The organism is Rhodosalinus sp. K401 (genome assembly GCF_041365735.1).
Lineage (GTDB): Bacteria > Pseudomonadota > Alphaproteobacteria > Rhodobacterales > Rhodobacteraceae > Rhodosalinus.
In genome coordinates this window covers 396,940-417,450 of record NZ_JBGFSI010000001.1, presented here as the reverse complement: position 1 = coordinate 417,450, position 20,511 = coordinate 396,940, and the positions used below count along the sequence as shown (strand labels likewise).

General features: G+C 71.1%; 22 protein-coding genes, 1 tRNA gene and 1 pseudogene. 8 read left to right on the top strand and 16 right to left on the bottom strand.

Annotation, left to right across the window (positions count from 1 at the left end; all coding sequences use genetic code 11):
* Nucleotides 1-17: 17 nt before the first annotated feature.
* Genes AB6A66_RS02115 through AB6A66_RS02105 form a run of 3 tightly spaced genes read right to left on the bottom strand, consistent with a single transcriptional unit; the run spans nt 18 to nt 1,983 of the window.
* A complete protein-coding gene (locus AB6A66_RS02115; RefSeq protein WP_371054592.1) occupies nt 18-497 on the bottom strand; it encodes a DUF2948 family protein in 480 nt (159 codons plus the stop codon).
* Nucleotides 494-1,765, bottom strand: a complete 1,272-nt coding sequence (gene murA, locus AB6A66_RS02110) for a UDP-N-acetylglucosamine 1-carboxyvinyltransferase (RefSeq protein ID WP_371054590.1) — start codon at nt 1,763-1,765, stop codon at nt 494-496. Before murA ends, AB6A66_RS02115 begins: the two co-directional genes overlap by 4 nt.
* A 2-nt stretch (nt 1,766-1,767) precedes the next feature.
* The gene (locus AB6A66_RS02105; RefSeq protein WP_371037953.1) at nt 1,768-1,983 is read right to left on the bottom strand and encodes a hypothetical protein; all 216 of its coding nucleotides are present in this window, start codon (nt 1,981-1,983) and stop codon (nt 1,768-1,770) included.
* Nucleotides 1,984-2,067: 84 nt separating this feature from the next.
* On the opposite strand from AB6A66_RS02105, the gene AB6A66_RS02100 reads away from it, so the two are divergent.
* Together AB6A66_RS02100 and AB6A66_RS02095 are read left to right on the top strand one after the other, a co-directional pair.
* A tRNA-Thr gene (locus tag AB6A66_RS02100) sits at nt 2,068-2,142 on the top strand.
* Between the two features lie 31 nt (nt 2,143-2,173).
* Nucleotides 2,174-2,353 (top strand): annotated as a pseudogene (locus AB6A66_RS02095) (DNA cytosine methyltransferase); the annotation flags it as partial.
* Here AB6A66_RS02095 and AB6A66_RS02090 read toward each other — a convergent pair.
* Nucleotides 2,353-2,628, bottom strand: coding sequence for a hypothetical protein (locus AB6A66_RS02090; RefSeq protein ID WP_371037983.1), 276 nt, complete (start codon nt 2,626-2,628; stop codon nt 2,353-2,355). The pseudogene AB6A66_RS02095 and the gene AB6A66_RS02090 sit on opposite strands and share 1 nt — an antisense overlap.
* A gap of 229 nt (nt 2,629-2,857) precedes the next feature.
* On the bottom strand, nt 2,858-3,772 hold the full coding sequence (locus AB6A66_RS02085; protein ID WP_371054589.1) for a LysR substrate-binding domain-containing protein: 915 nt from the start codon (nt 3,770-3,772) through the stop codon (nt 2,858-2,860).
* Between the two features lie 220 nt (nt 3,773-3,992).
* Here AB6A66_RS02085 and katG point away from each other — a divergent pair, with 220 nt between their 5' ends.
* On the top strand, nt 3,993-6,167 hold the full coding sequence (katG, locus tag AB6A66_RS02080; protein WP_371054588.1) for a catalase/peroxidase HPI: 2,175 nt from the start codon (nt 3,993-3,995) through the stop codon (nt 6,165-6,167).
* Nucleotides 6,168-6,416: 249 nt separating this feature from the next.
* Here the strand turns inward: katG and AB6A66_RS02075 are convergent, their stop codons facing one another.
* Nucleotides 6,417-8,015, bottom strand: coding sequence for a GMC family oxidoreductase (locus AB6A66_RS02075; protein ID WP_371054587.1), 1,599 nt, complete (start codon nt 8,013-8,015; stop codon nt 6,417-6,419).
* Between the two features lie 105 nt (nt 8,016-8,120).
* Between AB6A66_RS02075 and AB6A66_RS02070 the strand changes: the two genes are divergently transcribed.
* Together AB6A66_RS02070 and AB6A66_RS02065 are read left to right on the top strand one after the other, a co-directional pair.
* Nucleotides 8,121-9,005 (top strand): LysR substrate-binding domain-containing protein, encoded by an 885-nt coding sequence (locus tag AB6A66_RS02070; protein WP_371054586.1) that lies wholly within the window; start codon nt 8,121-8,123, stop codon nt 9,003-9,005.
* Between the two features lie 81 nt (nt 9,006-9,086).
* Nucleotides 9,087-10,121, top strand: a complete 1,035-nt coding sequence (locus AB6A66_RS02065) for an NAD(P)-dependent oxidoreductase (RefSeq protein WP_371054584.1) — start codon at nt 9,087-9,089, stop codon at nt 10,119-10,121.
* Here the strand turns inward: AB6A66_RS02065 and AB6A66_RS02060 are convergent.
* From AB6A66_RS02060 to metF, 6 genes are all read right to left on the bottom strand, one after another.
* The gene (locus AB6A66_RS02060) at nt 10,042-10,830 is read right to left on the bottom strand and encodes a cobalamin-binding protein (RefSeq protein ID WP_371054583.1); all 789 of its coding nucleotides are present in this window, start codon (nt 10,828-10,830) and stop codon (nt 10,042-10,044) included. The two genes, AB6A66_RS02065 and AB6A66_RS02060, sit on opposite strands and share 80 nt — an antisense overlap.
* 66 nt (nt 10,831-10,896) lie before the next feature.
* Entirely contained in the window at nt 10,897-11,532 is a 636-nt protein-coding gene (locus tag AB6A66_RS02055) for an ATP-binding cassette domain-containing protein (protein WP_371054581.1), read from the bottom strand.
* Nucleotides 11,529-13,205 carry an ABC transporter permease gene (locus AB6A66_RS02050; protein ID WP_371054580.1) on the bottom strand — a complete coding sequence of 559 codons (1,677 nt, stop codon included), beginning with the start codon at nt 13,203-13,205 and terminating at the stop codon, nt 11,529-11,531. Before AB6A66_RS02050 ends, AB6A66_RS02055 begins: the two co-directional genes overlap by 4 nt.
* A gap of 64 nt (nt 13,206-13,269) precedes the next feature.
* A complete protein-coding gene (locus AB6A66_RS02045) occupies nt 13,270-14,469 on the bottom strand; it encodes an ABC transporter substrate-binding protein (RefSeq protein ID WP_371054579.1) in 1,200 nt (399 codons plus the stop codon).
* Nucleotides 14,466-15,095 carry a CDP-alcohol phosphatidyltransferase family protein gene (locus tag AB6A66_RS02040; RefSeq protein ID WP_371054577.1) on the bottom strand — a complete coding sequence of 210 codons (630 nt, stop codon included), beginning with the start codon at nt 15,093-15,095 and terminating at the stop codon, nt 14,466-14,468. The genes AB6A66_RS02045 and AB6A66_RS02040 overlap by 4 nt, the downstream gene beginning before the upstream one ends.
* Nucleotides 15,096-15,274: 179 nt before the next feature.
* Nucleotides 15,275-16,141 carry a methylenetetrahydrofolate reductase [NAD(P)H] gene (metF, locus tag AB6A66_RS02035; protein ID WP_371054576.1) on the bottom strand — a complete coding sequence of 289 codons (867 nt, stop codon included), beginning with the start codon at nt 16,139-16,141 and terminating at the stop codon, nt 15,275-15,277.
* A 93-nt stretch (nt 16,142-16,234) separates the two neighbouring features.
* Between metF and AB6A66_RS02030 the strand changes: the two genes are divergently transcribed.
* A complete protein-coding gene (locus tag AB6A66_RS02030; RefSeq protein WP_371054662.1) occupies nt 16,235-17,140 on the top strand; it encodes a LysR family transcriptional regulator in 906 nt (301 codons plus the stop codon).
* A gap of 7 nt (nt 17,141-17,147) precedes the next feature.
* Here the strand turns inward: AB6A66_RS02030 and AB6A66_RS02025 are convergent, their stop codons facing one another.
* The gene (locus AB6A66_RS02025) at nt 17,148-17,354 is read right to left on the bottom strand and encodes a cold-shock protein (protein ID WP_371054575.1); all 207 of its coding nucleotides are present in this window, start codon (nt 17,352-17,354) and stop codon (nt 17,148-17,150) included.
* A 218-nt stretch (nt 17,355-17,572) separates the two neighbouring features.
* Between AB6A66_RS02025 and AB6A66_RS02020 the strand changes: the two genes are divergently transcribed.
* Together AB6A66_RS02020 and AB6A66_RS02015 are read left to right on the top strand one after the other, a co-directional pair.
* A complete protein-coding gene (locus AB6A66_RS02020) occupies nt 17,573-17,887 on the top strand; it encodes an arsenate reductase family protein (RefSeq protein ID WP_371054574.1) in 315 nt (104 codons plus the stop codon).
* Between the two features lie 47 nt (nt 17,888-17,934).
* Nucleotides 17,935-18,303, top strand: coding sequence for a hypothetical protein (locus AB6A66_RS02015; RefSeq protein ID WP_371054572.1), 369 nt, complete (start codon nt 17,935-17,937; stop codon nt 18,301-18,303).
* Here the strand turns inward: AB6A66_RS02015 and AB6A66_RS02010 are convergent.
* The 3 genes from AB6A66_RS02010 to AB6A66_RS02000 are packed head-to-tail and all read right to left on the bottom strand — an operon-like array spanning nt 18,287 to nt 20,459.
* The gene (locus AB6A66_RS02010; RefSeq protein ID WP_371054571.1) at nt 18,287-18,847 is read right to left on the bottom strand and encodes a DoxX family protein; all 561 of its coding nucleotides are present in this window, start codon (nt 18,845-18,847) and stop codon (nt 18,287-18,289) included. The genes AB6A66_RS02015 and AB6A66_RS02010 overlap by 17 nt on opposite strands.
* Nucleotides 18,848-18,849: 2 nt before the next feature.
* Entirely contained in the window at nt 18,850-19,605 is a 756-nt protein-coding gene (locus AB6A66_RS02005) for a putative DNA-binding domain-containing protein (RefSeq protein ID WP_371054569.1), read from the bottom strand.
* Complete coding sequence (locus AB6A66_RS02000; RefSeq protein ID WP_371054568.1) at nt 19,602-20,459, bottom strand: DUF692 family multinuclear iron-containing protein; 858 nt, start codon at nt 20,457-20,459, stop codon at nt 19,602-19,604. The genes AB6A66_RS02005 and AB6A66_RS02000 overlap by 4 nt, the downstream gene beginning before the upstream one ends.
* Nucleotides 20,460-20,511 lie beyond the last annotated feature (52 nt).

Genomic DNA, 20,511 nt, shown 5'->3' with positions numbered 1-20,511 from the left:
GGCCGTGCCGGGGCGGCTCAGTCGCCATGCTCCGGCGCCTTCCCCGAGGGCGCGCGGTAGGGGCGCGTCACGTCCCGAAGCCGGAGTTCCAGCGCCTCGAACTCGAGGCGGATGGCGCCGTCGCCCGCAAGCACGAGCGTCAGCGCGCCGGCCCCTTCCGGCCCGGGTTCGAACTCGAGCGCGAGCAGCGACAGCACCACGTCCGCGTCGCGCCGGTCGATGCCCTGGCTCGCCACCCCGAGCACGTTCTCGACCGCAAGGACCGATCGCGTCCGCTCATAGGGCCGCCCGCGCGCCTCGGCCGCGGCGCGGTCCTCCCAGCGGAACCGGTTCATCAGAAGCGAGAAGCGCCGGCGCCGCGGCTCCCACAGCATTTCCGTGGCCGGGAACACCGCGTCCTGCAGCAGTGCGGAGATCACCGGAACGTCCTCGGCGTCGAGCGCGCCCAGGTTGAGCGGCGTCTCCCGTCCCTCCTCGAAGCGCGCGTCGCGGGTCATTGCGCCGGAACCCTCTCGATCTTCGCACCGACAGCCGAGAGCTTTTCCTCCACGCGCTCGTATCCGCGATCGAGGTGGTAGACGCGGTTGACGGTCGTATCGCCCTCCGCGGCCAGGCCCGCGAGGATCAGGGACACGCTGGCGCGCAGATCCGTGGCCATCACCGGCGCGCCCTTGAGCCTGTCGACGCCGGTGACGCGCGCGGTCCCGCCCTGCACGTCGATCCGCGCGCCCATCCGCATCAGTTCGGGCGCATGCATGAAGCGGTTCTCGAAGATCCGCTCCTCGAGAACGGAGGCACCGTCCGCCGTGCACAGAAGCGCCATCATCTGCGCCTGAAGGTCGGTCGGGAAGCCCGGAAACGGCTCGGTCGTCACGTCCACCGCCTTCACCCGGTCGCTCCGGCGCGACACCTTGAGGCCGTTTGCGGTCTCGGTCACGTCGATCCCGGCGGCGTCGAGCTTTTCGCAGAAGGCGCCGACGAGGTCGATCCGCCCGCCGAGGCACTCCACCTCGCCGCCGCAGATCGCGGGCGCGAGCATGTAGGTGCCCAGCTCGATGCGGTCGGTCACCACCCGGTGCGTCGCGCCGTGGAGCCGGTCCACGCCCTCGACCGTGATCTCGTCGGTGCCTTCGCCCTCGATCGCCGCCCCCATCGTCCGAAGGCACCGCGCGAGGTCCACGATCTCGGGCTCGCGCGCGGCGTTGCGGATCACCGTCGTGCCGCGGGCGAGCGTCGCGGCCATCAGCACGTTCTCCGTCGCGCCGACCGAGACGAAGGGAAACTCGACCGGGCCGCCCCTCAGCCCTCCGGCCGGCGCCCTGGCGTGCACGTAGCCGTCACGCAGATCCATCTCCGCGCCGAGCGCTTCGAGCGCGCGCAGGTGCAGATCGACGGGCCGCGCACCGATCGCGCAGCCGCCCGGAAGCGAGACCTCGGCCTGACCCGCGCGCGCCAGCAGCGGCCCCAGCACCAGGATCGAGGCGCGCATCTTGCGCACGATGTCGTATTCGGCCCGGTGCCCCGTGAGCGCGTGGCTCGACAGCGCCAGGACCTGCCCGTCCTGGAGCGCGGACACCTCCGCCCCCAGCGACTGCAGCAGCGTCGTCATCGTGCGGATGTCGGAAAGCCGCGGCGCGTTCGTGAGCGTGAGCGGCTCCTCGCTCAGCAGCGTCGCGGGCATGAGGGCGAGGCAGGCGTTCTTCGCGCCCGCGATCGGGATCTGCCCGTGAAGCGGGCCATTGCCCGTGACGATGATGGAATCCATGCCTACTGCCCTCTCTCGCCGCCTGTGCCCCCGCCCGTTCCGGCGGTGTCGTTCTCGTTGCGCGCGGCATCGTCGCCGTCGTCGCGCGCGGCGTCTTCGCGGGCGCGGGCCTGCGCCTTCCGCCGGGCGATATTCGCCTTGAGGGCGGCCTTCAGCCGCTCTTCCCGCCCTTCGTTCGGCGGACCGGAGGCCCCTTGCCGCTTCGCGCCTTTCGTCATGGAAAACCTCTACAGGAGCCCGGGCGCAGCGTCCAGAATGCGCTTGCGCGACCGGGCGATAGCGTCTAATGACCCGCGCGTCGGGCTGCCGTAGCTCAGGGGTAGAGCACTCCCTTGGTAAGGGAGAGGTCGAGAGTTCAAATCTCTCCGGCAGCACCAGAAACCACCACAAAATTAATTGGATAAGCGGATGCTGCGGCGCAGGCTGCCCAGTTACCCCGGCGTTACCCTCGGGGTCAACGGCAAGACCGTTGCCGAGCACGCGCCCGAGGCAGACTTTGTCGGGATGCCCCGCCTGACCGTGCCGATGGTGGCGCGCATTCAGGGCTTCCCGGATGACTGGCACTTCACGGGCCGCAAGACCGCCGCCTACAGGCAGGTGGGCAACGCATTCCCGCCGCCCGTTGCGCGGGCAGTGGGCGAAAACGTGCGCGCAACCTCGGGCTGGCGGTCCCGGCAGGAGCTGAAGGCGTCCTTGCTCATGCCGAGGGCGCGGGCGATGGTCGAGACGTGGCAGCCGCGCCCGGCCAACTCCTCCACGAGGGCGATGCCCAAGGGGGTCACGCGCCAGTGGCTCCGGCCCGTCTCCCCCGGCTCCGGCGGGACCAGCCGGGCGGGCAGGTTGTCGTCATTGCGGTCGGTCATGGGCGTCTCCCGCTTCGGCTTGTCGGTCCGCGCCTCGGGATTGCTGGCGAACGAGCATCGTCGATCGTAAAGGCGGCCGATCCGGCGCTCGGTATCGCCCGTGCCGCGTCTTGGACGCTTCCGGATCCGTGTGTGCCGTGAACAGCACATACGCTCGACCGAGCGCCTCGAGCCACACGCGCAAGCGCCGGCTCGAACTCATCCGCGCCAACGGCGCGTCCGTCCCGATCTAGCTCGCGCCGCCCTTGTCGGCGGGCCGGGTTGCGGCGTGGCGCACAACCTTGGCGACCCGGTGCAGTTGCTCGGCCAGCGGGCTCGATTTCCTCCAGATCATGCCGATCCGTCGCGCCGGGCCGGGCGGGGCGAAGCGCGCCACGCTGACCGCGGCGGAGCGTGTCTCGACGGGCACCGCCATCTCGGGGATCAGGGTGACGCCGATGCCGGCGCCGACCATCTGCACCAGGGTGGAGAGCGAACTTCCGTCCAGAAGCTCGCGCGGGCGCGCAGCGTGCATGTTGCAGAAGGACAGGGCCTGGTCGCGGAAGCAGTGCCCCTCCTCGAGCAGGAGAAGACGCATCTCGCGCAGCCGCTCGGCGCTCGGAACGGGCTTGTCCGCATCGCCGGCCGGCCGCACCAGAACGAACTCTTCGGCGAAGAGGTCGATTTCGGCCAAGGCAGGTTCCGAGACGGGCAGGGCGACGATCGCGGTGTCGAGGCGGCCCTCCGACAACTCCTCGATCAGTCGCGCGGTGAGCGTTTCGCGGACCCGGATGTCGAGTTCGCCGTAGCGGCGCGACAGTTCGGCCATGATGCCGGGCAGAAGATAGGGCGCCACGGTCGGGATGATCCCGATCCTGAGCCTGCCGGCCAGGCTGTCCCGCGCGGCGCGGGCGAGATCGGAAAGCTCGTCGACCGAGCGCAGGATCTCGCGGGCGCGGGCAGAGACCTCCTCTCCGAAGCCGGTCAGGCGGACCCGCCGCGCGCCCCGCTCGAAAAGCGGCGTGCCGAGCGTTTCCTCGAGGTCGCGGATCTGCATGGAGAGCGCGGGCTGCGAGATCGCGCAGGCATTGGCCGCCCGCCCGAAATGCCCGTGTTGCGCCAGCGCGTCGAGATAGCGAAGCTGCTTGATGGTCAGATTTCTCATAAGTACGACTTATCAACCATATCAGAAAAAGAAACTTACACAAATCGCTCGGGTTTGCTAGAACGATTCCAGGAAGCGGGAGGGGTTCGTCACCGCGGCGCGCCGGTGGCAGCAGGCCAGAAGCAAGGCCCGCCACAGCGCCGCGCCGTTTACCGCAGGGCCCACACGCAGGCACCTCCCGGCCGCCGGACACGCAACGCAGTCACGATCGGAGAAAGACATGGACGGAAACGATATCCCCGCAGGCAAATGCCCGGTGATGCATGGTGGCATGACCGCGCTCGGCACCACCGTGATGGACTGGTGGCCGAACGCGCTGAACCTCGACATCCTGCATCAGCACGACCGCAAGCCCGACCCGATGGCGGAGACCTTCAACTACCGCGAAGAGGTCGAGAAACTCGACGTCGACGCGCTGAAGGCCGACCTGCACGCGCTGATGACCGACAGCCAGGAGTGGTGGCCGGCCGACTACGGGCATTACGGCGGCCTGATGATCCGCCTGGCCTGGCATGCCGCCGGATCCTACCGTCTGGCCGACGGCCGGGGCGGTGCCGGAACCGGCAACATCCGCTTCGCGCCGCTCAACTCTTGGCCGGACAACACCAGCCTCGACAAGGCGCGGCGCATTCTGTGGCCGATCAAGAAGAAATACGGCAACCGGATCAGCTGGGCCGACCTGATCATCCTGGCGGGCAACGTCGCCTATGAGTCCATGGGGCTCGAGACCTTCGGCTTCTCCTTCGGGCGCGAGGACATCTGGCACCCCGAGAAGGATGTCTACTGGGGCGCCGAGCGGGAGTGGCTCGCCCCGTCCGACACCCGCTACGAGGATGTGAGCAAGCCCGACACGATGGAGAACCCGCTCGCCGCGGTGCAGATGGGCCTGATCTACGTCAACCCCGAGGGCGTGAACGGCCAGCCCGACCCGCTCCAGACGGCCGCGCAGGTGCGCGAGACCTTCGCGCGGATGGCGATGGACGACGTCGAGACCGCGGCGCTCACCGCGGGCGGTCACACCGTGGGCAAGTGCCACGGCAACGGCGACGCGGCCGCGCTCGGCCCCGAGCCGGAGGCCTGCGGCCCCGAGAGCCAGGGCCTGGGCTGGGCCAACGCGGCGCAGGCGGGCCTTGCAAGCAAGGCGATCACCTCGGGGATCGAGGGCGCCTGGACGACGGAGCCCACCAAGTTCGACATGGGCTATTTCGAGATGCTCTTCGGTCACGAGTGGGAACTGAAGAAAAGCCCCGCAGGCGCGTGGCAGTGGCAGCCCGTCGACATCAAGGAAGAGGACATGCCGGTCGATGCGAGCGACCCCTCGGTGCGCCGCATGCCGATCATGACCGATGCCGACATGGCGATGAAGATGGATCCGACCTACAACGCGATCTGCCAGAAATTCATGGCCGATCCGGAGTATTTCAAGGACAGCTTCGCCCGCGCCTGGTTCAAGCTGACGCACCGCGACATGGGCCCGAAGGAGCGCTACATCGGCCCCGATGCGCCTCAAGAGGATCTGATCTGGCAGGATCCGGTCCCGGCCGGCCCCACGGGCTATGACGTCGCGGCGGTCAAGCAGAAGATCGTCGACAGCGGGCTTTCCGTGGCCGACATGGTCGCCACGGCCTGGGACAGCGCGCGGACCTTCCGCGGCTCGGACATGCGCGGTGGCGCCAACGGCGCGCGCATCCGTCTCGCGCCACAGAAGGACTGGGCCGGGAACGAGCCCGAGCGTCTGGCGCGCGTGCTGGCGGTGCTCGAGCCCATCGCGGCCGAAACGGGCGCGTCCATCGCGGACGTGATCGTGCTGGCCGGCAACGTGGGCATCGAGAAGGCCGCGAAGGCCGCGGGGATCGATGTCGAGGTGCCCTTCGCGCCGGGCCGCGGGGACGCCACCGACGAGATGACCGACGCGGACAGCTTCGCCCCGCTCGAGCCCGTCGCCGACGGCTACCGCAACTGGCTGATGAAGGATTACGCGGTGAGCCCCGAGGAGCTGATGCTCGACCGGACGCAACTCATGGGGCTGACCGCGCCCGAAATGACCTGTCTGCTGGGCGGGATGCGGGTGCTCGGCACCAATCACGGGGGCACGAAGCACGGTGTCTTCACCGACCGTGAAGGGGCGCTCACCAACGACTTCTTCGTGAACCTGACCGACATGGCCTATGCGTGGAAGCCCGCGGGCGAGAACCTCTATGAGATCCGCGACCGCAAGACCGACGAGGTCAAGTGGACGGCCACGCGCGTGGACCTCGTGTTCGGCTCGAACTCCATGCTTCGCGCCTATGCCGAGGTCTACGCCCAGGACGACAACCACGAGAAGTTCGTGACCGACTTCGTGGCGGCCTGGACGAAGGTCATGAACGCCGATCGGTTCGACCTGGTGGCGTGACGCGGGCAAGTGCGGGCCGCCCCGGCGGCCCGCCATGAGGACTGCAGGGCGCGGCGTCGCGGGGGAACCCCGGGCGCCGCGCCTTCGCGTTTCGGGACCGGCCCGGCGCGGCCGGCGCGCGGAAGGGCTATGCCGACCCGTCATCCGCCGGCCCGCTGCGCCCGGCGCCGGCCCCGGGCCGGGAACGGTCGCTTTTCGGGACATCGCGCCGGATGTGCCCGTGCCGCGCCCGCGCGGCGCGGGCCGCGCCTAACCGGCGAGGATCATGTCGGCCGCGCGGGTGGCGGTCATGATGGCGGGGGCGTTCGTGTTGGCCGATGTGATGTTCGGAAAGACCGAGGCGTCCACCACGCGCAGCCCCTCCACGCCCCAGACGCGCAGCGCCGGATCGACCACGCCGCCCGCCTCCCGCGGCGCCATGCGGCAGGTTCCGCAAGGGTGGAAGACGGTGGAGGCGCGCGCGCGGAAATCCTCGACGATGGCGCCGTCGCCCGCCCCCTCGGGCGTGAAGCTTTCCGCGCCGGCGACGAGCCCGCGCAGCGCCCGCGTCCCGAGAAGCCGCTCCACCAGCCGCGCGCCTTCCACGACCTGGGCGATGTCCTCGTTGGTGGAAAGATAGTTGGGCCGGATCCGCGGCGCCTGGGCGGGATCGGGCGACGCGATGTCGATGCGCCCGCGGCTCGTCGGCCGGCACGGATTGAAGCCGAGGCAGAAGCCGGGCCACGGGTCGGGTTTCAGAAGCGGACGGCGGCCCGTCAGGACCGTGGTGTAGCTGAGCGGGTTGAAATAGAGTTGCACGCCCGCCCGGGCCGCCCCGGGGGCGCCGCGCAGCAACCCGCCCATCTGGTTCACGCTGAGCGACAGCGGCCCGCGCCGCGTCAGGAGATAGCGCAGCGCCGCGCCAAGCTGTCCCGCGCGCCGGCCGAGCGCCTGGTTGAGCGTCGCCTCCGTGGCGTGGAAGATGTAGCTGACCGCGAGGTGATCCTGCAGCCCGCCGCCGACCGCGGGATTGTCGACCCGCACCGGGACGCCCATCCCCGCCAGAAGCGCGCCGGGCCCGATCCCGGAAAGCTGCAGGAGCTGCGGCGACTTCACGGCGCCTGCGGCGAGAAGGATCTCGGCCCGGCAGCGTGCGACACGGTCCGCGCCGCCCTTGCGGTAGCGCACCGCGACCGCCCGCGCGCCATCGAAGACAAGTCCCGTCGCCTCTGCCCCCGTGCGCACGACGAGGTTCCGGCGTCGCCGGGCGGGCGCGAGGAAGGCGTCGGCGGACGAGCAGCGACGGCCGTGCCGCGTGGTGACGTGGTAGGGCCCCGCGCCCTCTCCGGTCACGGTGTCGCCCTCGGCAAGCCCGGCCTCCCGCGCGGCGTCGAGATAGCGCCGCGAGACGGGATGATGCTCGCCCGAGCAGTCCGTCACCCAGAGCGCGCCGTCGCCGGCCGCGCGGCCGTCCGCGCCGACGCGCCGCTCCACGCGCTCGAAGGCGGCGGCGGTTTCCGCCGCGCCCCAGCCCGGGTTGCCCGCGGCCGCCCAGTCCTCGTAATCCTCGGGCAGGCCGCGGCAGTAGACCATCGCGTTGATCGCGCTCGATCCGCCCAGAAGCCGCCCGCGCGGCCAGTAGAGGTCGCGCCCGCCCAAGCCCGCATCCGGCTCGGAGCGGAAGCGCCAGTTCATGCGCGGGTGGTGGAAGAGATGCCCGTAGCCGAGCGGTACCCGGACCCAGGGCGAGCGCCCCGCGCCCCCCGCCTCGAGCAGGAGGACGCTGTGCCGGCCCGACGCGCTCAGCCGGTCGGCAAGCACGCAGCCGGCCGAGCCGGCGCCCACGATGACGTAGTCGAACTCTTCCATGTGCCCGGTCTCCGACCCTTGCAAGACGGAGGGTTTCAGGCTTGCAGACCAAAGACAAACAATGGAAATAGCGGGTATGACCCCATTGCGCTTTGGCCATCCGCGATGAAATCCCTGCCGCCCCTTGCCTGGCTGCGCAGCTTCGAGGCAGCGGCGCGCCATGGCGGCTTCGCCGCCGCGGCCGAAGAGCTTGGCCTGACGCCCGCCGCCGTCAGCCAGCAGATCCGCGCGCTCGAGGCACGGCTCGGGTTTCCGCTTTTCCGGCGGCTGCCGCGGGGCGTCGCGCTCAACGAGATGGGGCAGGCCTACCTGCCCTCGGTGCGCCGCGCCTTCGAGGAGCTGTCCACCGCCACGGCGGGGCTTTTCGGGCCGGGCCGTGCCGAGATGGTGGTGGTACGCGCGCCGCCAAGCTTCGCCGCCCTCCGCCTCGCCCCGGTGCTGGGACGCTTCCGCGAGGCGCGCCCCGACGTCCCGCTGCGGCTTTCGACCTCGATCTGGGCCGAGGCGTCCGACGACGACCGGGTGGACATCGACATCCGCTACGGCGACGGGCGGTGGGCCGCGCCCGGGTCGCACAGGCTGACCGAGCCCGTCTCGTGCCTCGTCGCCGCGCCGGGCGGCGCGCCCGCGCCCGGCGAGCCCGCGGCGCTTCTGAAGGCGGTGGCGCCGCGCGCCATCCATGTCGCCGGCTGCGAGAGCCTGTGGCATCTGGCCGCGCGGCGGTTCGGTCTCGACCCGGGCGCGACCGGGACTGGGCTCGGCGTGGATTCGTCGCTCGTCGCGCTGGAGATGGTGGCGGCGGGGCTCGGCGTCGCGCTCATCGCGCGGGATCTCGCGCAGCCCTACCTGGAGGCCGGCCGGGTCGTCTGCCCCGGGCCGATCGAGATCGCCCATGACGAGGCGCATTACGCCGTTCTGACGGAGGCGGGCCGCACACGGCCCAAGGCATGCCTTTTCCGGGATTGGCTGGTGGCCGAGTTCACCGGCTGAGAGGCGGGCGAATGCCGCTTGCCAGACGCCGCGCGCCGCGCGACGCTCATGATCGGCGAGGCAGTGCAGGACGGGTGCGCAATGGACGGGAAGATCGGTTTCATCGGGTTGGGGAGCCTTGGCGCCAATCTCGCCGGAAGCCTCCTGAAGAACGGGGCGGATCTGTCGGTGAGCGATCTCGACGCGGCGCGGGTCGGCGCCTTCGTCGCGCGCGGCGCGCACGAGGGGCACGACCCCGCGACCGTGACGGAACGCTGCGACACGGTCATCACCTGCCTGCCGAGCCCCGCCGCCTCCGACGCGGTGGTGCGGGCGATGCTGCCGGCCATGGGCCCCGGCAAGACATGGATCGAGATGTCGACGACCGACGCCGCGGAGGTGCGGCGCCTAGCGGCCCTCGTGACGCGGCGCGGCGGCCGGGCCGTGGAATGCCCGGTCTCGGGCGGCTGTCACCGCGCCGCCACGGGCAACATTTCGATCTTCGCGGGCGGCGAGCGCGACAGCGTGGACCACGTCATGCCGCTCCTCGCCGTCCTCGGACGGCGGGTGCTGCACACCGGGCCGATCGGCACCGCCTCGACGCTCAAGGTGATGACGAACTACCTCGCCACCGCGAATCTTCTGAGCCTTTGCGAGGCGCTGGTGACGATGAAGGCCGCGGGGCTCGACATGGCCACGACCTACGAGGCGATCCGCATCAGCTCCGGCAGTTCTTTCGTGCACGAGACCGAAAGCCAGCTCATCCTCTCGGGGTCGCGCGACGTGAACTTCACCCTCGATCTCGTGCAGAAGGACATCGGCCTCTTCCAGCGCATCGCCGAGGCGCATGGCGTGCCGCTCGAGCTGTCGCCCGAGATCATCCGCATCGTCACCGACGCGCAGGCGCGGCTCGGCGTGGCCGCGCAGTCGGACCGCGTGATCGAGCGGCTCGAGGCGGCCACCGGCCTCGAGGTGCTGGCCGAGGGCTTTCCGCGTGCACTCGTGGACGACGAGCCGGAGGCGCCGAGCTACGAGGTCGTCCCGCCGGGCCGCGCGGCTAACGGCGCGCCGCGTCCAGAAGCGCCGTCAGCGCATCCAGCCCGTCCGTCAGCGCCGCCGGACCCGGCTGAAGTATGAGCGGCGACTTGATCTCGTGGATGCGGTCCGCCCGCACCGCGGGGATCGCGTCCCAGCCGGGCCGCGCGGCGATCCGTTCGGGGCGCACCTTCTTGCCGCACCAGGAGGCCACGATCACCTCGGGGGCGGCGGCGATCACCTGCTCGGGCACGACGATCCGGTCGCGCGCGGCGGGTGCGGCGGCGAGCGGGGCGAACACGTCCTCGCCGCCGGCCACGCCGACGAGCTCGGACACCCATCCGATGCCGGAAATGAGCGGCTCGTCCCACTCCTCGATGTAGACCCGTGGCCGCGGCCCGTTCGGCACGCCTGCGGCGAGGCGGGCGAGGCGTGTCTCGTATCCCGCGGCAAGCTCCTCGGCCGCCGCGCGCCGGTCCACCAGCGCGCCCACCGTTCGGATCATGGCGAGGATCCCCGCCACGTCGCGCTGGTTGAAGAGATGCACGGCGACGCCAGCGCGCGCCAGTTCGGCCGCGATCTCCGCCTGAAGATCCGAGAAGGCCAGGACGAGATCGGGTTCCAGCGCCAGGATCTTCGGGATGTCGGCCGAGGTGAAGGCGCCCACGCGGGGCTTCTCGCGGCGCACGCGCGGCGGCCGCACGGCATAGCCCGTGACCCCCGCGATCCGGTCCTCCTCGCCCAGAAGGTAGAGCGTCTCCACCGTCTCCTCGGTCAGGCAGACGATCCGGTCGGGCGGGAAGCGGCGCATGTCCGGTCTCCTTCGATGGCAGTCGGCCGGGACGGTCGCGGCTTCGCCCCGCCGATGCAAGGGGCCTCAGCCCAGCCTGACCACCGGCCCGCCCGCCGCCTCGGCGTCGGCCACGTCGTGGGTGACCATGAGCACCGGCAGCCCCCGGTCCTTCGCGCGGGCGAAGACGAAGCTGCGGACCTGCGCGCGGCGGTCGGCGTCGAGGCTCGAGAACGGTTCGTCGAGAAGCAGCGCCCGCGGCTCTGCCAGGAGCGTGCGCATCAGCGCCACCCGCAGCTTCTGCCCGCCCGACAGCGTGGCCGGGTCGCGCCCGGCGAAGCCTGCGAGCCCCACCTCGGCGAGCGCGGCCTCCACCGCCGCCCGCCGCGCCGCTCGGCCGCGCACGCTCTGCGCGAGGCCGAAGGCAAGGTTGTCGCCGACCGAGAGATGCGGGAACAGAAGGTCGTCCTGGAAGAGGATGCCGATGCCGCGCCGCTCGGGCGGCAGGGCGGTCACGTCCTCGCCGTCGAGGCGGATCCGCCCGCTCATCGTGAAGGGAGGGCCGAGCGTGCCGATCACGGCGGCCAGAAGCGTGGATTTCCCCGAGCCCGAGGCCCCCATGACCGAGACGACCTCGCCCGGGGCCACGGCGAGGTCGAGCGACAGAAGCGGCGTGCCGCCCCGAAGGATGCGAAGCCCCTCGAGCACGAGGCCCCCGCTCATGGCCGCATCCCCCGGCGATCGCGATGGACGAGGCGCGGCAGGCCGAGCGCCAGCGCGAAGGGCAGGAGCGCGGCGGCCGTTTGCGCCAGCGCGTAGACGCCGATGGCGCGCCGGTCGCCCCCCGCGGCGAGCGCCACAGCCTCCGTCGTCACGGTGGCCACGCGCCCGCCGCCCACGAGCAGGGTGGGCAGGTACTGGCCCACGGAAACGGCGAAGCCCACCGCAGCGGCGGTCAGCGCCGGGGCGAGCAGCATCGGCATCCGCACCCGCCAGAGCACCCGCTCGGGCCCGGCGCCGAGCGTGCGCGCCACCGTGCCCATGCGCGCGTCCCATGCGCGCCACGGGTCGCCGAGCGCGAGAAAGACATACGGAAAGACGAAGAGAAGATGCGCGGCCGTCACTGCCCAGATCCCGGTGGTGAGGCCCGCGGCCAGCATCGCGGCCTGAACGCCGGGCAGGAACGCCACCTGCGGCACCAGCAGCGGCGCGTAAAGCAGCCACAGCCCGCCCGCGCGCAGGCGCAGGCCATGGCGGTACTCGGCCTCGAGGCAGCCGATGGCAAGCGCGAGCGCGGCCAGCGTGGCGATGACCGCGATCACCGCCGTCTGGCGCAGCGCCGCGCCCAGTTCGGGACCGTGGCGCGCCCAGCTTCGCGCGGTGAGCGCGTCGGGGAACGCCTCCGGGAAGGGCCAGAGCGCGGCCACCGACCAGAGCGCGAGCACCCCGAGCCCGGCCAGCACGGCGGTGGACGAGACCAGCGCCAGCCCGAGGGACAGGACCCGAAGCGCGCGGCCCCGGGGGCCCCGGCGGCCGGTGCGGATCCAGGCCCGTCCAAGCGCCGCCGCCGCCCCCTCCAGCGCGCGCCACAGCGCCAGCGCGCCCAGCACCAGGCCCAGTTGCAGCGCCGCCGCCGCCGCCGCCTGCAGGCGGAGCGCGAGGTCCGGATCCGCCATCCAGCGCACGAGCTGCACCGCCAGGGTGGAGGGCGTGTTCGGTCCAAGGATCACGGCGACATCCACCACCGTCATCGAGTAGGCGAGCACGACATAGACCGGCAGGCGGATCTGGGCGTAGAGCCTGGGAAACACCGCCACGAGCCAACCCGCCTCGCGCCCGTGGCCCAGCGCCCGCGCGGTGGTCAGCGCGCGGGCCTGGTCGGTCTGGCCCATCGCCGCGATGGACATGAGCAGGAGAAAGGGCACCTCCTTCGCCGCGAGCCCCGCGACGAGGGCGAGGCCCCAGGGATCCTGCACGACCAGCCAGTCCGGCGGCCGCTCGAAGCCGGAAGGCCACGGCGAGAGCGCGCGCATGACCCAGCCCGAGGGCGTGATCAGGAAGGCAAGCCCGAAGGCCGCCGCGGCATGCGGGACGGAAAGAAGCGGCGAGAGCGCCCTGCGGATCGCGCCGAAGACGCGCGTGCCCGACCACGAGGCGAGGATGAGCGCCGTGACGGCGAGCGAGAGCGCCGTCGCCGCGAGGCCGGTGACGAGGCTGAGCCGCGACGCCGCTGCAAGACCAGGCCAGTCGAGAAGCGACCGGAAGGCATCGAGGCCGGGCGCGGCGCGTCCGATCGCGGGCAGGATGCCGAAGGCGGGCAGAAGCGTGCCGGCCAAGCCCGCGGCCACGGGCAAAAGCAGAAGCGCGACGGTGAGGGCGGGGACGACGGGCAGCACCCGTCCGCGCCGGGGCGCTTGCCCGGCGCGCGCCGCGCCGGCGGTGGTGGCGCGGGCCTCCACGCTATTCGGTGACGCCGTAGCGCGCGATCCAGTCCTGCTCGATGCGTTCCATCCAGGAAGGGTGCGGCTCGGGCAGGGCGGGGCCGAGCGCGTCGGGTGGCAAGGTGGCGATACCGAGCTCGATCGCGTCGAAGCGGGCGCGGTCCCCGGGCGAGAGCGTGTCGAGGTCCAGCACCGTCCCGTAGCCCAGCACGTCGGGGTCGAGCGCGCGGGCCTGCGCCTCGGGCGACAGGAGGAAGTTGGCGACGACCATCGCCCCGGCCTTGGCCGAGGCGTTGTAGGGGATCGCCACGAAGCTCGCGTTGCCGATGCTGCCGCCCTCGGGCACGAAGGTGCGCACCGTGGCGGGCAGCTGGAAATTGGCGATGGCGGCCGACGCCTCGCCGGGGCTGAAGGAGATCGCGAGGTCGATCTCGTCGTCGGCCATCAGCTGGATCTGGCGCGGCCCGCTTTGCGGATAGGCCCGGCCCTGCCGCCAGAGATGCGGCGTGAGCGCGTCCACGAAGGCCCATAGCGGCGCGGTCACGGCCTCGTAGTCCGCTTGCGCGGCCGGCGCCAGAAGCACGTCCGGGTCCTCCACCACCCCGTAAAGCGCCTGCTTGAGGAAGGTGGAGCCCAGGAAGTCGGGCGGCTGGGGATAGGTGAAGCGCCCCGGGTTGGCCTCGGCCCAGTCGAGGATCGCCTGCATCGAGGGCAGCGGCCCGGGGATGTCCGCGGTGTCGTACATGAAGACCACCTGCGCCGTGGCCCAGGGGCTTTCGTAGCCGTCGGTGGGCACGGTGAAGTCGACCGTGACCGGCTTGCCCGAGACATCGACATGGCGCCAGTTCGGCAGATCCTCGGCGAAGGAGCCGAAAAGGAGGTCGTTCTCCTTCATGGCCGCGAAGTTCTCGCCGTTGATCCAGATGAGATCGACGGCGCCGCCCGCGTCGCGGCCCGCGGTCTTCTCGGCGAGCACGCGGCTCACCGCGTCGGCGGTGTCCGACAGTTTCACGTGCTCGAGCGAGACACCGTGCTCCTCGGCCACGCGCTGGCCGACCCAGGCGATGAAATCGTTGGTGGTGGTCGAGCCGCCCCAGGCGTTCCAGTAAACGGTCTGGCCGCGCGCCTCCTCGAGCACGGCGTCCCAGTCCGCCGGGTCCGGGTCGGCGAGGGCAGAGGCGGGCAGGGCGGCGAGAAGCGCGGCGAGCAGTCGTGTCATGCGGGATCCCCGTCGGTGGGTTTCGGAAAGACCTTCCGTGCCAGCAGAAGGCGCGAGGCGGCGGTGACGAAGCAGAGCACGCCGAAGGCCCAGGCCATGGGCGCGAAATGCTGCGGCAGAAGGCAGAGCAGCACGAAGAAGGCGATGGTCTCGGCGCCCTCAAGAAGCCCGCCCGTGAAGTAGAGGGACTTCACGCCGCGCGCGTCGGTGCGCATCTTCCGCTTCTCGGCGAGGATCGCGAAGCCCAGAAAGCTCGCCCCGTTGACGTAGAAGCTGAGAAGCAGGAAGGCGCCCGCGGCGCCGTTGGCGGCGGGATCGAGCCAGACGAAGCCCAGGGGCACCGCGCCGTAAAAGAGGAAATCGCTCGTGATGTCGAGGTAGCCGCCGAAGTCCGAGGGCCGTGTGGCGCGCGCGACCGCCCCGTCGAGGCCGTCGGCGAGACGGCTGGCAAGCAGGAGGAAAAGGCCCGGAAGCAGGTATCCCAGAGCGATCGCGCCGGCGGCCGCGAGGCCGAGGGCAAGCCCCGCGAGCGTCACCGCATCGGCCGTGATGCCCCGGCGCGCGACGACACGCCCGAGGGCGTCGAGCGGCGGGTCGATCAGCGGGCGGAGGCGGGCGTCGAACATGGCGTCGTCTTAGGCGAGGCGAGCGCGGCGCACGAGTCCCAATTCCGTGAGAGCGAGGTCAGGGGCGGCGTGCCGGAAGGGCCTTCGAAGGCCCTTCCCGCGCGCTCCCCGCCCGGTGTCGCCGCGCCTGCGGGACGCAGCGCCGCAAGGCGATTGAGGCGCCTTGCCCCGCCCTAGTCTCAGGCGACGTTCTCGAGCTGGAGATCGGGCTTGAGCCCCAGCGCGAAGCAGACGTCGCGGGTGAGTTCGGGCCGGTTCAGCGTGTAGAAGTGCAGCGTCTCCACGCCGCCGTCGATGAGCTTGCTGCAGAGCTCGCTGCACACCGCCGTGGCCAGCAGATCCTCGCGCCCGTCGCGGCGCGCCTTCTCGAAGGCGCGGTCGAGCCAGTCGGGAATGACCGCGCCGCAGCCCTTGGCGAAGCGTTTCACGCCGTCCCAGTTCTCGATCGGCATGATGCCGGGCGTGATCCGCGCGTCGAGTCCCGCCTTCTCGCAGCGGTCGCGGAACCGGAAGAAGGTCTCCGGCTCGAAGAAGAACTGGGTGATCGCCTCGGCCGCGCCCGCGTCGATCTTGCGCTTGAGCCAGTCGATGTCGGCCCCGTCATGCGGCGCCTCCGGGTGGGGGTCTGGATAGGCGCCCACGCGGATGGTGAACCGTCCCGTCGCGGCGAGCGCCTCCACGAGTTCCACCGAGGACGCGAAGCCCTCGGGATGCGGCGTGAAACGGCCCGCGCCCTTGGGCGGGTCGCCGCGGAGCGCCACGATCTCGGTCACGCCTGCCTCGGCGAAGCCCTCGGCGATGGCGAGCGTCTCCGCCTTCGAGGCGTTCACGCAGGTCAGATGCGCCGCCACGTCGAGGCCGGAATGCTTGTGGAGCGTTCCTACCGCGTCGCGGGTGAGCTCCCGCGTCGTGCCGCCCGCGCCATAGGTGACGGAGACGAAGCGGGGCGAGAGCGGCGCGAGCACCTGCACGGTGTCCCAGAGCCGGAAGGACGCTTCCAGCGACTTGGGCGGAAAGAACTCGAAAGAGACGCGCGGTGCGGACATGCCTGACCCTCCAATCGTTCCGCGCCTTGTCGCACGCGGGCGGACGTGAAACAAACTCATAAATCTCAAGACCAAGATGAGCCGAACATGAAGATGCACCTGGAATTGCGGCACCTGCGGTCGATCAAGGCCATTCACGACAATGGCGGGCTGGCCCGCGCGGCGGACGCGCTCAACATCACGCAGTCGGCGCTCAGCCATCAGATCAAGGGCCTCGAGGAGCAGACGGGGGTGGAGCTTTTCGTAAGGCGTTCGAAGCCCATGCGCCTGTCCGCGGCGGGCCAGAGGCTTCTGCGGCTCGCCGAGCGGGTGCTGCCGGAGGTCGAGGCGGCGCAGGCGGAGTTCGCAGGGCTGCGCGCCGGCCGCTCGGGTCGGCTGCACATCGCGATCGAGTGCCACGCCTGTTTCGAGTGGCTCTTCCCGGTCCTCGAGGGCTTCCGGAAGCTCTGGCCCGACGTGGACGTGGACATCCGCCCGGGCCTCGCCTTCGACGCGCTGCCGGCGCTTGCCAAGGAGGACGTGGACCTTGTCGTGTCCTCGGACCCCGAGGAATTGCCGGGCGTGACGTTCACGCCGCTCTTCGAGTATTCCCCGGTGTTCGTGGCGGCGTCCGCGCATCCGCTGGCCGCGAGACCGTTCGTCGAGGCCGAGGATTTCAGGGGCGAAACGCTCATCACCTACCCGGTGGAGCGGTCGCGCCTCGACGTCTTCAGCCAGCTTCTGAGCCGCGCGCGGGTGGAGCCCGCGGCGATTCGGCAGGTGGAACTGACCGCGGTGATCCTGTTGCTCGTCGCGTCGAACCGCGGCGTGTCGGTGCTGCCCGACTGGGTCGTGCGCGAGGTGAAATACAGCTCCGATTACGTGACCCGCCCACTGACCGCGAACGGGATCACGCGCAGCCTCTACGCCGCGACCCGGGCCGAGGACGCGGAGAAGCCCTACATGGTGGACCTCATCCGCCTCGCGCGCAGCGAGGCGGAGCGGATGCAGGCGGCGTGAGGCGCTTTCAGAGCGCCTTCAGGTCGCTCGCCATGGTGCGGCCGTCCCGGCCTTCCCTGAGTTCGTAGGACACTTTCTGGTTGTCGGCGAGCCCGGTCATTCCGGAACGCTCCACGGCCGAGATGTGCACGAAGACGTCCTTGCCGCCGTCCTCGGGCGCGATGAAGCCGTAACCCTTGGTCGTGTTGAACCATTTCACGGTGCCTGTCGGCATTTTCCGTGTCTCCTTTCCGTCTTCCGTCGTCAGCCCCGCCGCGGAGGCGAAGCGCGGTCCGGACGTCAGGTCCGGAATCGGAAGGTCGAGCCGGAAATCTGAACGGCCGTTGCCGCAAGGGAAGGATTGCATGCGAAATGTAAAATGCAAGCAAAACGGTGGTGATCCCGGGCCGCGCGCGATGTAGGACACCGGGGACGATCGACGGAGCGACGCGCATGCTGATCTACGGGCTGAAGACCTGCGACACCTGCCGAAAGGCGCTGAAATCCCTGCCGGAGGCGCGGCTCGTGGACATCCGTGCCGAAGGGATGCCGGAACCGGTGCTCCGGCGCGCGGCCGCGCAATTCGGGCCGGATCTGGTGAACCGGCGCTCCACCACCTGGCGCGCGCTGTCGGAGGAGGACCGCGCGCTCGCGCCCGAAACGCTCATCGCGCGCCAGCCGGCGGTCATGAAGCGCCCGCTTATCGACGACGGCGGAACGCTCTATCTCGGCTGGTCGGACGAGGTGCGCGCGGCGCTTGTCGGATAGCGCCGTGCGCGGGCCCATTTCGCGAAGAAGAGGTCAAGGAGTACGCCATGCGCAACGCGGCACTGACGCTCGGGATCATCGCCGGGGTGATCGGCATGATCGTGGGTTTTTTCGGGTACGGCTACGTCGAGCTCTCGAACCGGTTCGCCGAGGTCGACGAAATCTTCGGCCCGCTCGACAACAAGAGGCTGATCCAGGCGACCTCGATCCTCTCGCCGCTCCTCGCGATCGCGGGCGGGGCGATGGCGCGCGCCCGGGCGCTCTGGGGCGGGATCCTGCTGATCCTGTCCGCGGGCGGCATGTATCACGCCTTCGGGTTCAACGTGGCCACGATGTTCCCGATCGCCTTCGCGGGGCTCGGCGGGCTACTCGCGCTCGCCGCCGGAAAGCCCGACGAGCCTAAGGCGCATTTCTGAGGCGGGTCGCCAGCAGGCGGTCCAGCGAAAGCAGCCCCGCGCCCTTCAGAACGAGGGTGAGCAGCAGGAACACCCAGAGCGCGCGCTGATCCAGGATCGCCCCGTCCGGGAACCGGTCGAACCACGCCCCCAGCGTCTCGGCATGCTCGATCCCGCCATGGCCGTAGAGGTCGGTCAGGCTTTGCACCGCGATGAACCCGATCATGGCAAGCGCCGCGAGCCGCGTGGCGAGGCCCAGAACCACAAGCGCGGGCAGGACGAACTCCGCCAGCGTGCCCGATACGACGACCAGCCAGTGCCAGAGCCCCAGCTGCGAGGTATCAAAGCCCGCGGCCTCCATCTGCCGGGGGAAGATCTGCGCGTAGGCACCCATCGAGGGCTGCAAGAGACCGAAAAGGCCGTCGCCCGTCTTCGTTCCGGCCGCATGCCAGAAATAGACCAGCAGCACCGCGGCGAAGAGGAAGCGCGCCAGGGTGGGCAGGATCACCGTCTCGCGGTCCAGCGGGTCGGTGGCGCGGTCGTAGAGGGAAAGAAGGGCGTTCATGGTCATTCCTCGGGTGGCGTGAGGCCGGTGATCGCGCCGGCCCCGAGAAGGAGGCCGAGCGTCGCGGCGAGGTCGAAGCCGGGCGCGGCGGCCTCGGCGGCGGCATGGGCCTCGCCGAAGGGCGCACCGTGGGCGAGCGTGGTCACGAAGGCCGCGCCGCCCGGCGCCAGCAGATGCGGCGCGGGATCGAAGCCCGGGCGCGCCACCAGCACGTCCTGCGCGCCGGGCGCCGGTTTCGGCGCGCCCTCGACCATGTTGAAGGCCCAGATCGCGTGGAGCGGCCAGCGCGAGCGCAGAACGCGCACGGCGGGCGCGAGCGAAAGCCGGGTGTGCATCAGCCTGTCGGGCGGCAGCGCCTGAAGCGCGTCGGGCGCGATCGGCTCTGCGTCGGCGGCGTGATAGGCGTGGCGGAGCGCCAGGTCCAGCCGCGCCGCGTCGGGCAGGTAGCCGTGGCGGGCGAGCGGCGCGAAGCGTTCCAGAAACCCCGGCAGCGCGGCCCCGTAGAGCGCGAGGCGCGGATCCTCGGGCGGGTGCGCGCGCAGGAACGCCAGCGCCATGTTGCGGAACGCCGCGGCCCCGGTGAGCTTCGCGAGCAGCGGAAAGCCGACCTCGAGCGCCTCGAGCAGGCTCGCGGTGACGTTGTTGCGGTAGACGTCGAAGCGTCGTGCCGCCGGCCGGCCCGTCCCGTCGGTCAGCCCCGGGGGCGCCGGACGCACGGGATCGAGCAGCGCGGCGCGGAACTCGGTCTCGCGGTTCATGCGGCCACGCGCTCCAGCGCGGCGGCGGCGCGGCCGGCCTCGGCGCGGAGCACCGGCCAGTCCGGCACGTCGGTGTCCCATTCGACGAGCAGCGGGCGCGGGCCCGCCCGATCCAGAACCCGGTCGAGCAGCGCCCAGACCGGGTCGGCCACCTCGCGCCCGTGGCTGTCGATGAGAAGCGGCGCACCCGCCTCGTCGGCGTCCTCGTCGTGGCCGCCGAGATGGATCTCGCCCACATGCGCGACGGGGAAGTCGTCCACGTAATCCTGCGGCGAATGGCCGAGATTGGTGGCCGACACGAAGACGTTGTTGACGTCGAGCAGCAGACCGCAGCCGGTGCGCCGGGCGATCTCGGAAAGGAACTCGGTCTCGCTCATCTCGCTTTCGGCGAAGGCGAGGTAGCTCGACGGGTTTTCCAGCAGCATCCGCCGCCCGAGCGCCTCCTGCACCTCGTCGATGTGGCGGGAGACGCGCGCGAGGGTGGCGCGCGTGTAGGGCAGGGGCAGAAGATCGTTCAGGAACGCGCCGTCATGGGTGGACCAGGCAAGGTGCTCGGAAAAGCTCGCGGGCGCGATCCGGTCGCAAAGGGTTTTGAGCCGCGCGAGGTGATCGCGGTCGAGCGGCGCCTGCCCCCCGATCGACAGACCGACGCCATGCACCGAAACGGGAAAGCGCTCGGCGAGCGCGGCGAGCTGCGCGCGGGGGCGTCCGCCCGCGCCCATGTAGTTCTCGGCGTGGATCTCGATCCAGCCGACGGGCCCCGGCTCCGCCGTGAGGCCGGCGAAATGCTTCGCCTTGAAGCCCACGCCGACACGCGCGGGAAGCGATATGTCCTGGCTTGATGCGTCGAACATGGCGGGCGGTCTCCCTTGCGTCGGGTCAGGCGGTGGAGGAAGGGGCGGGCGT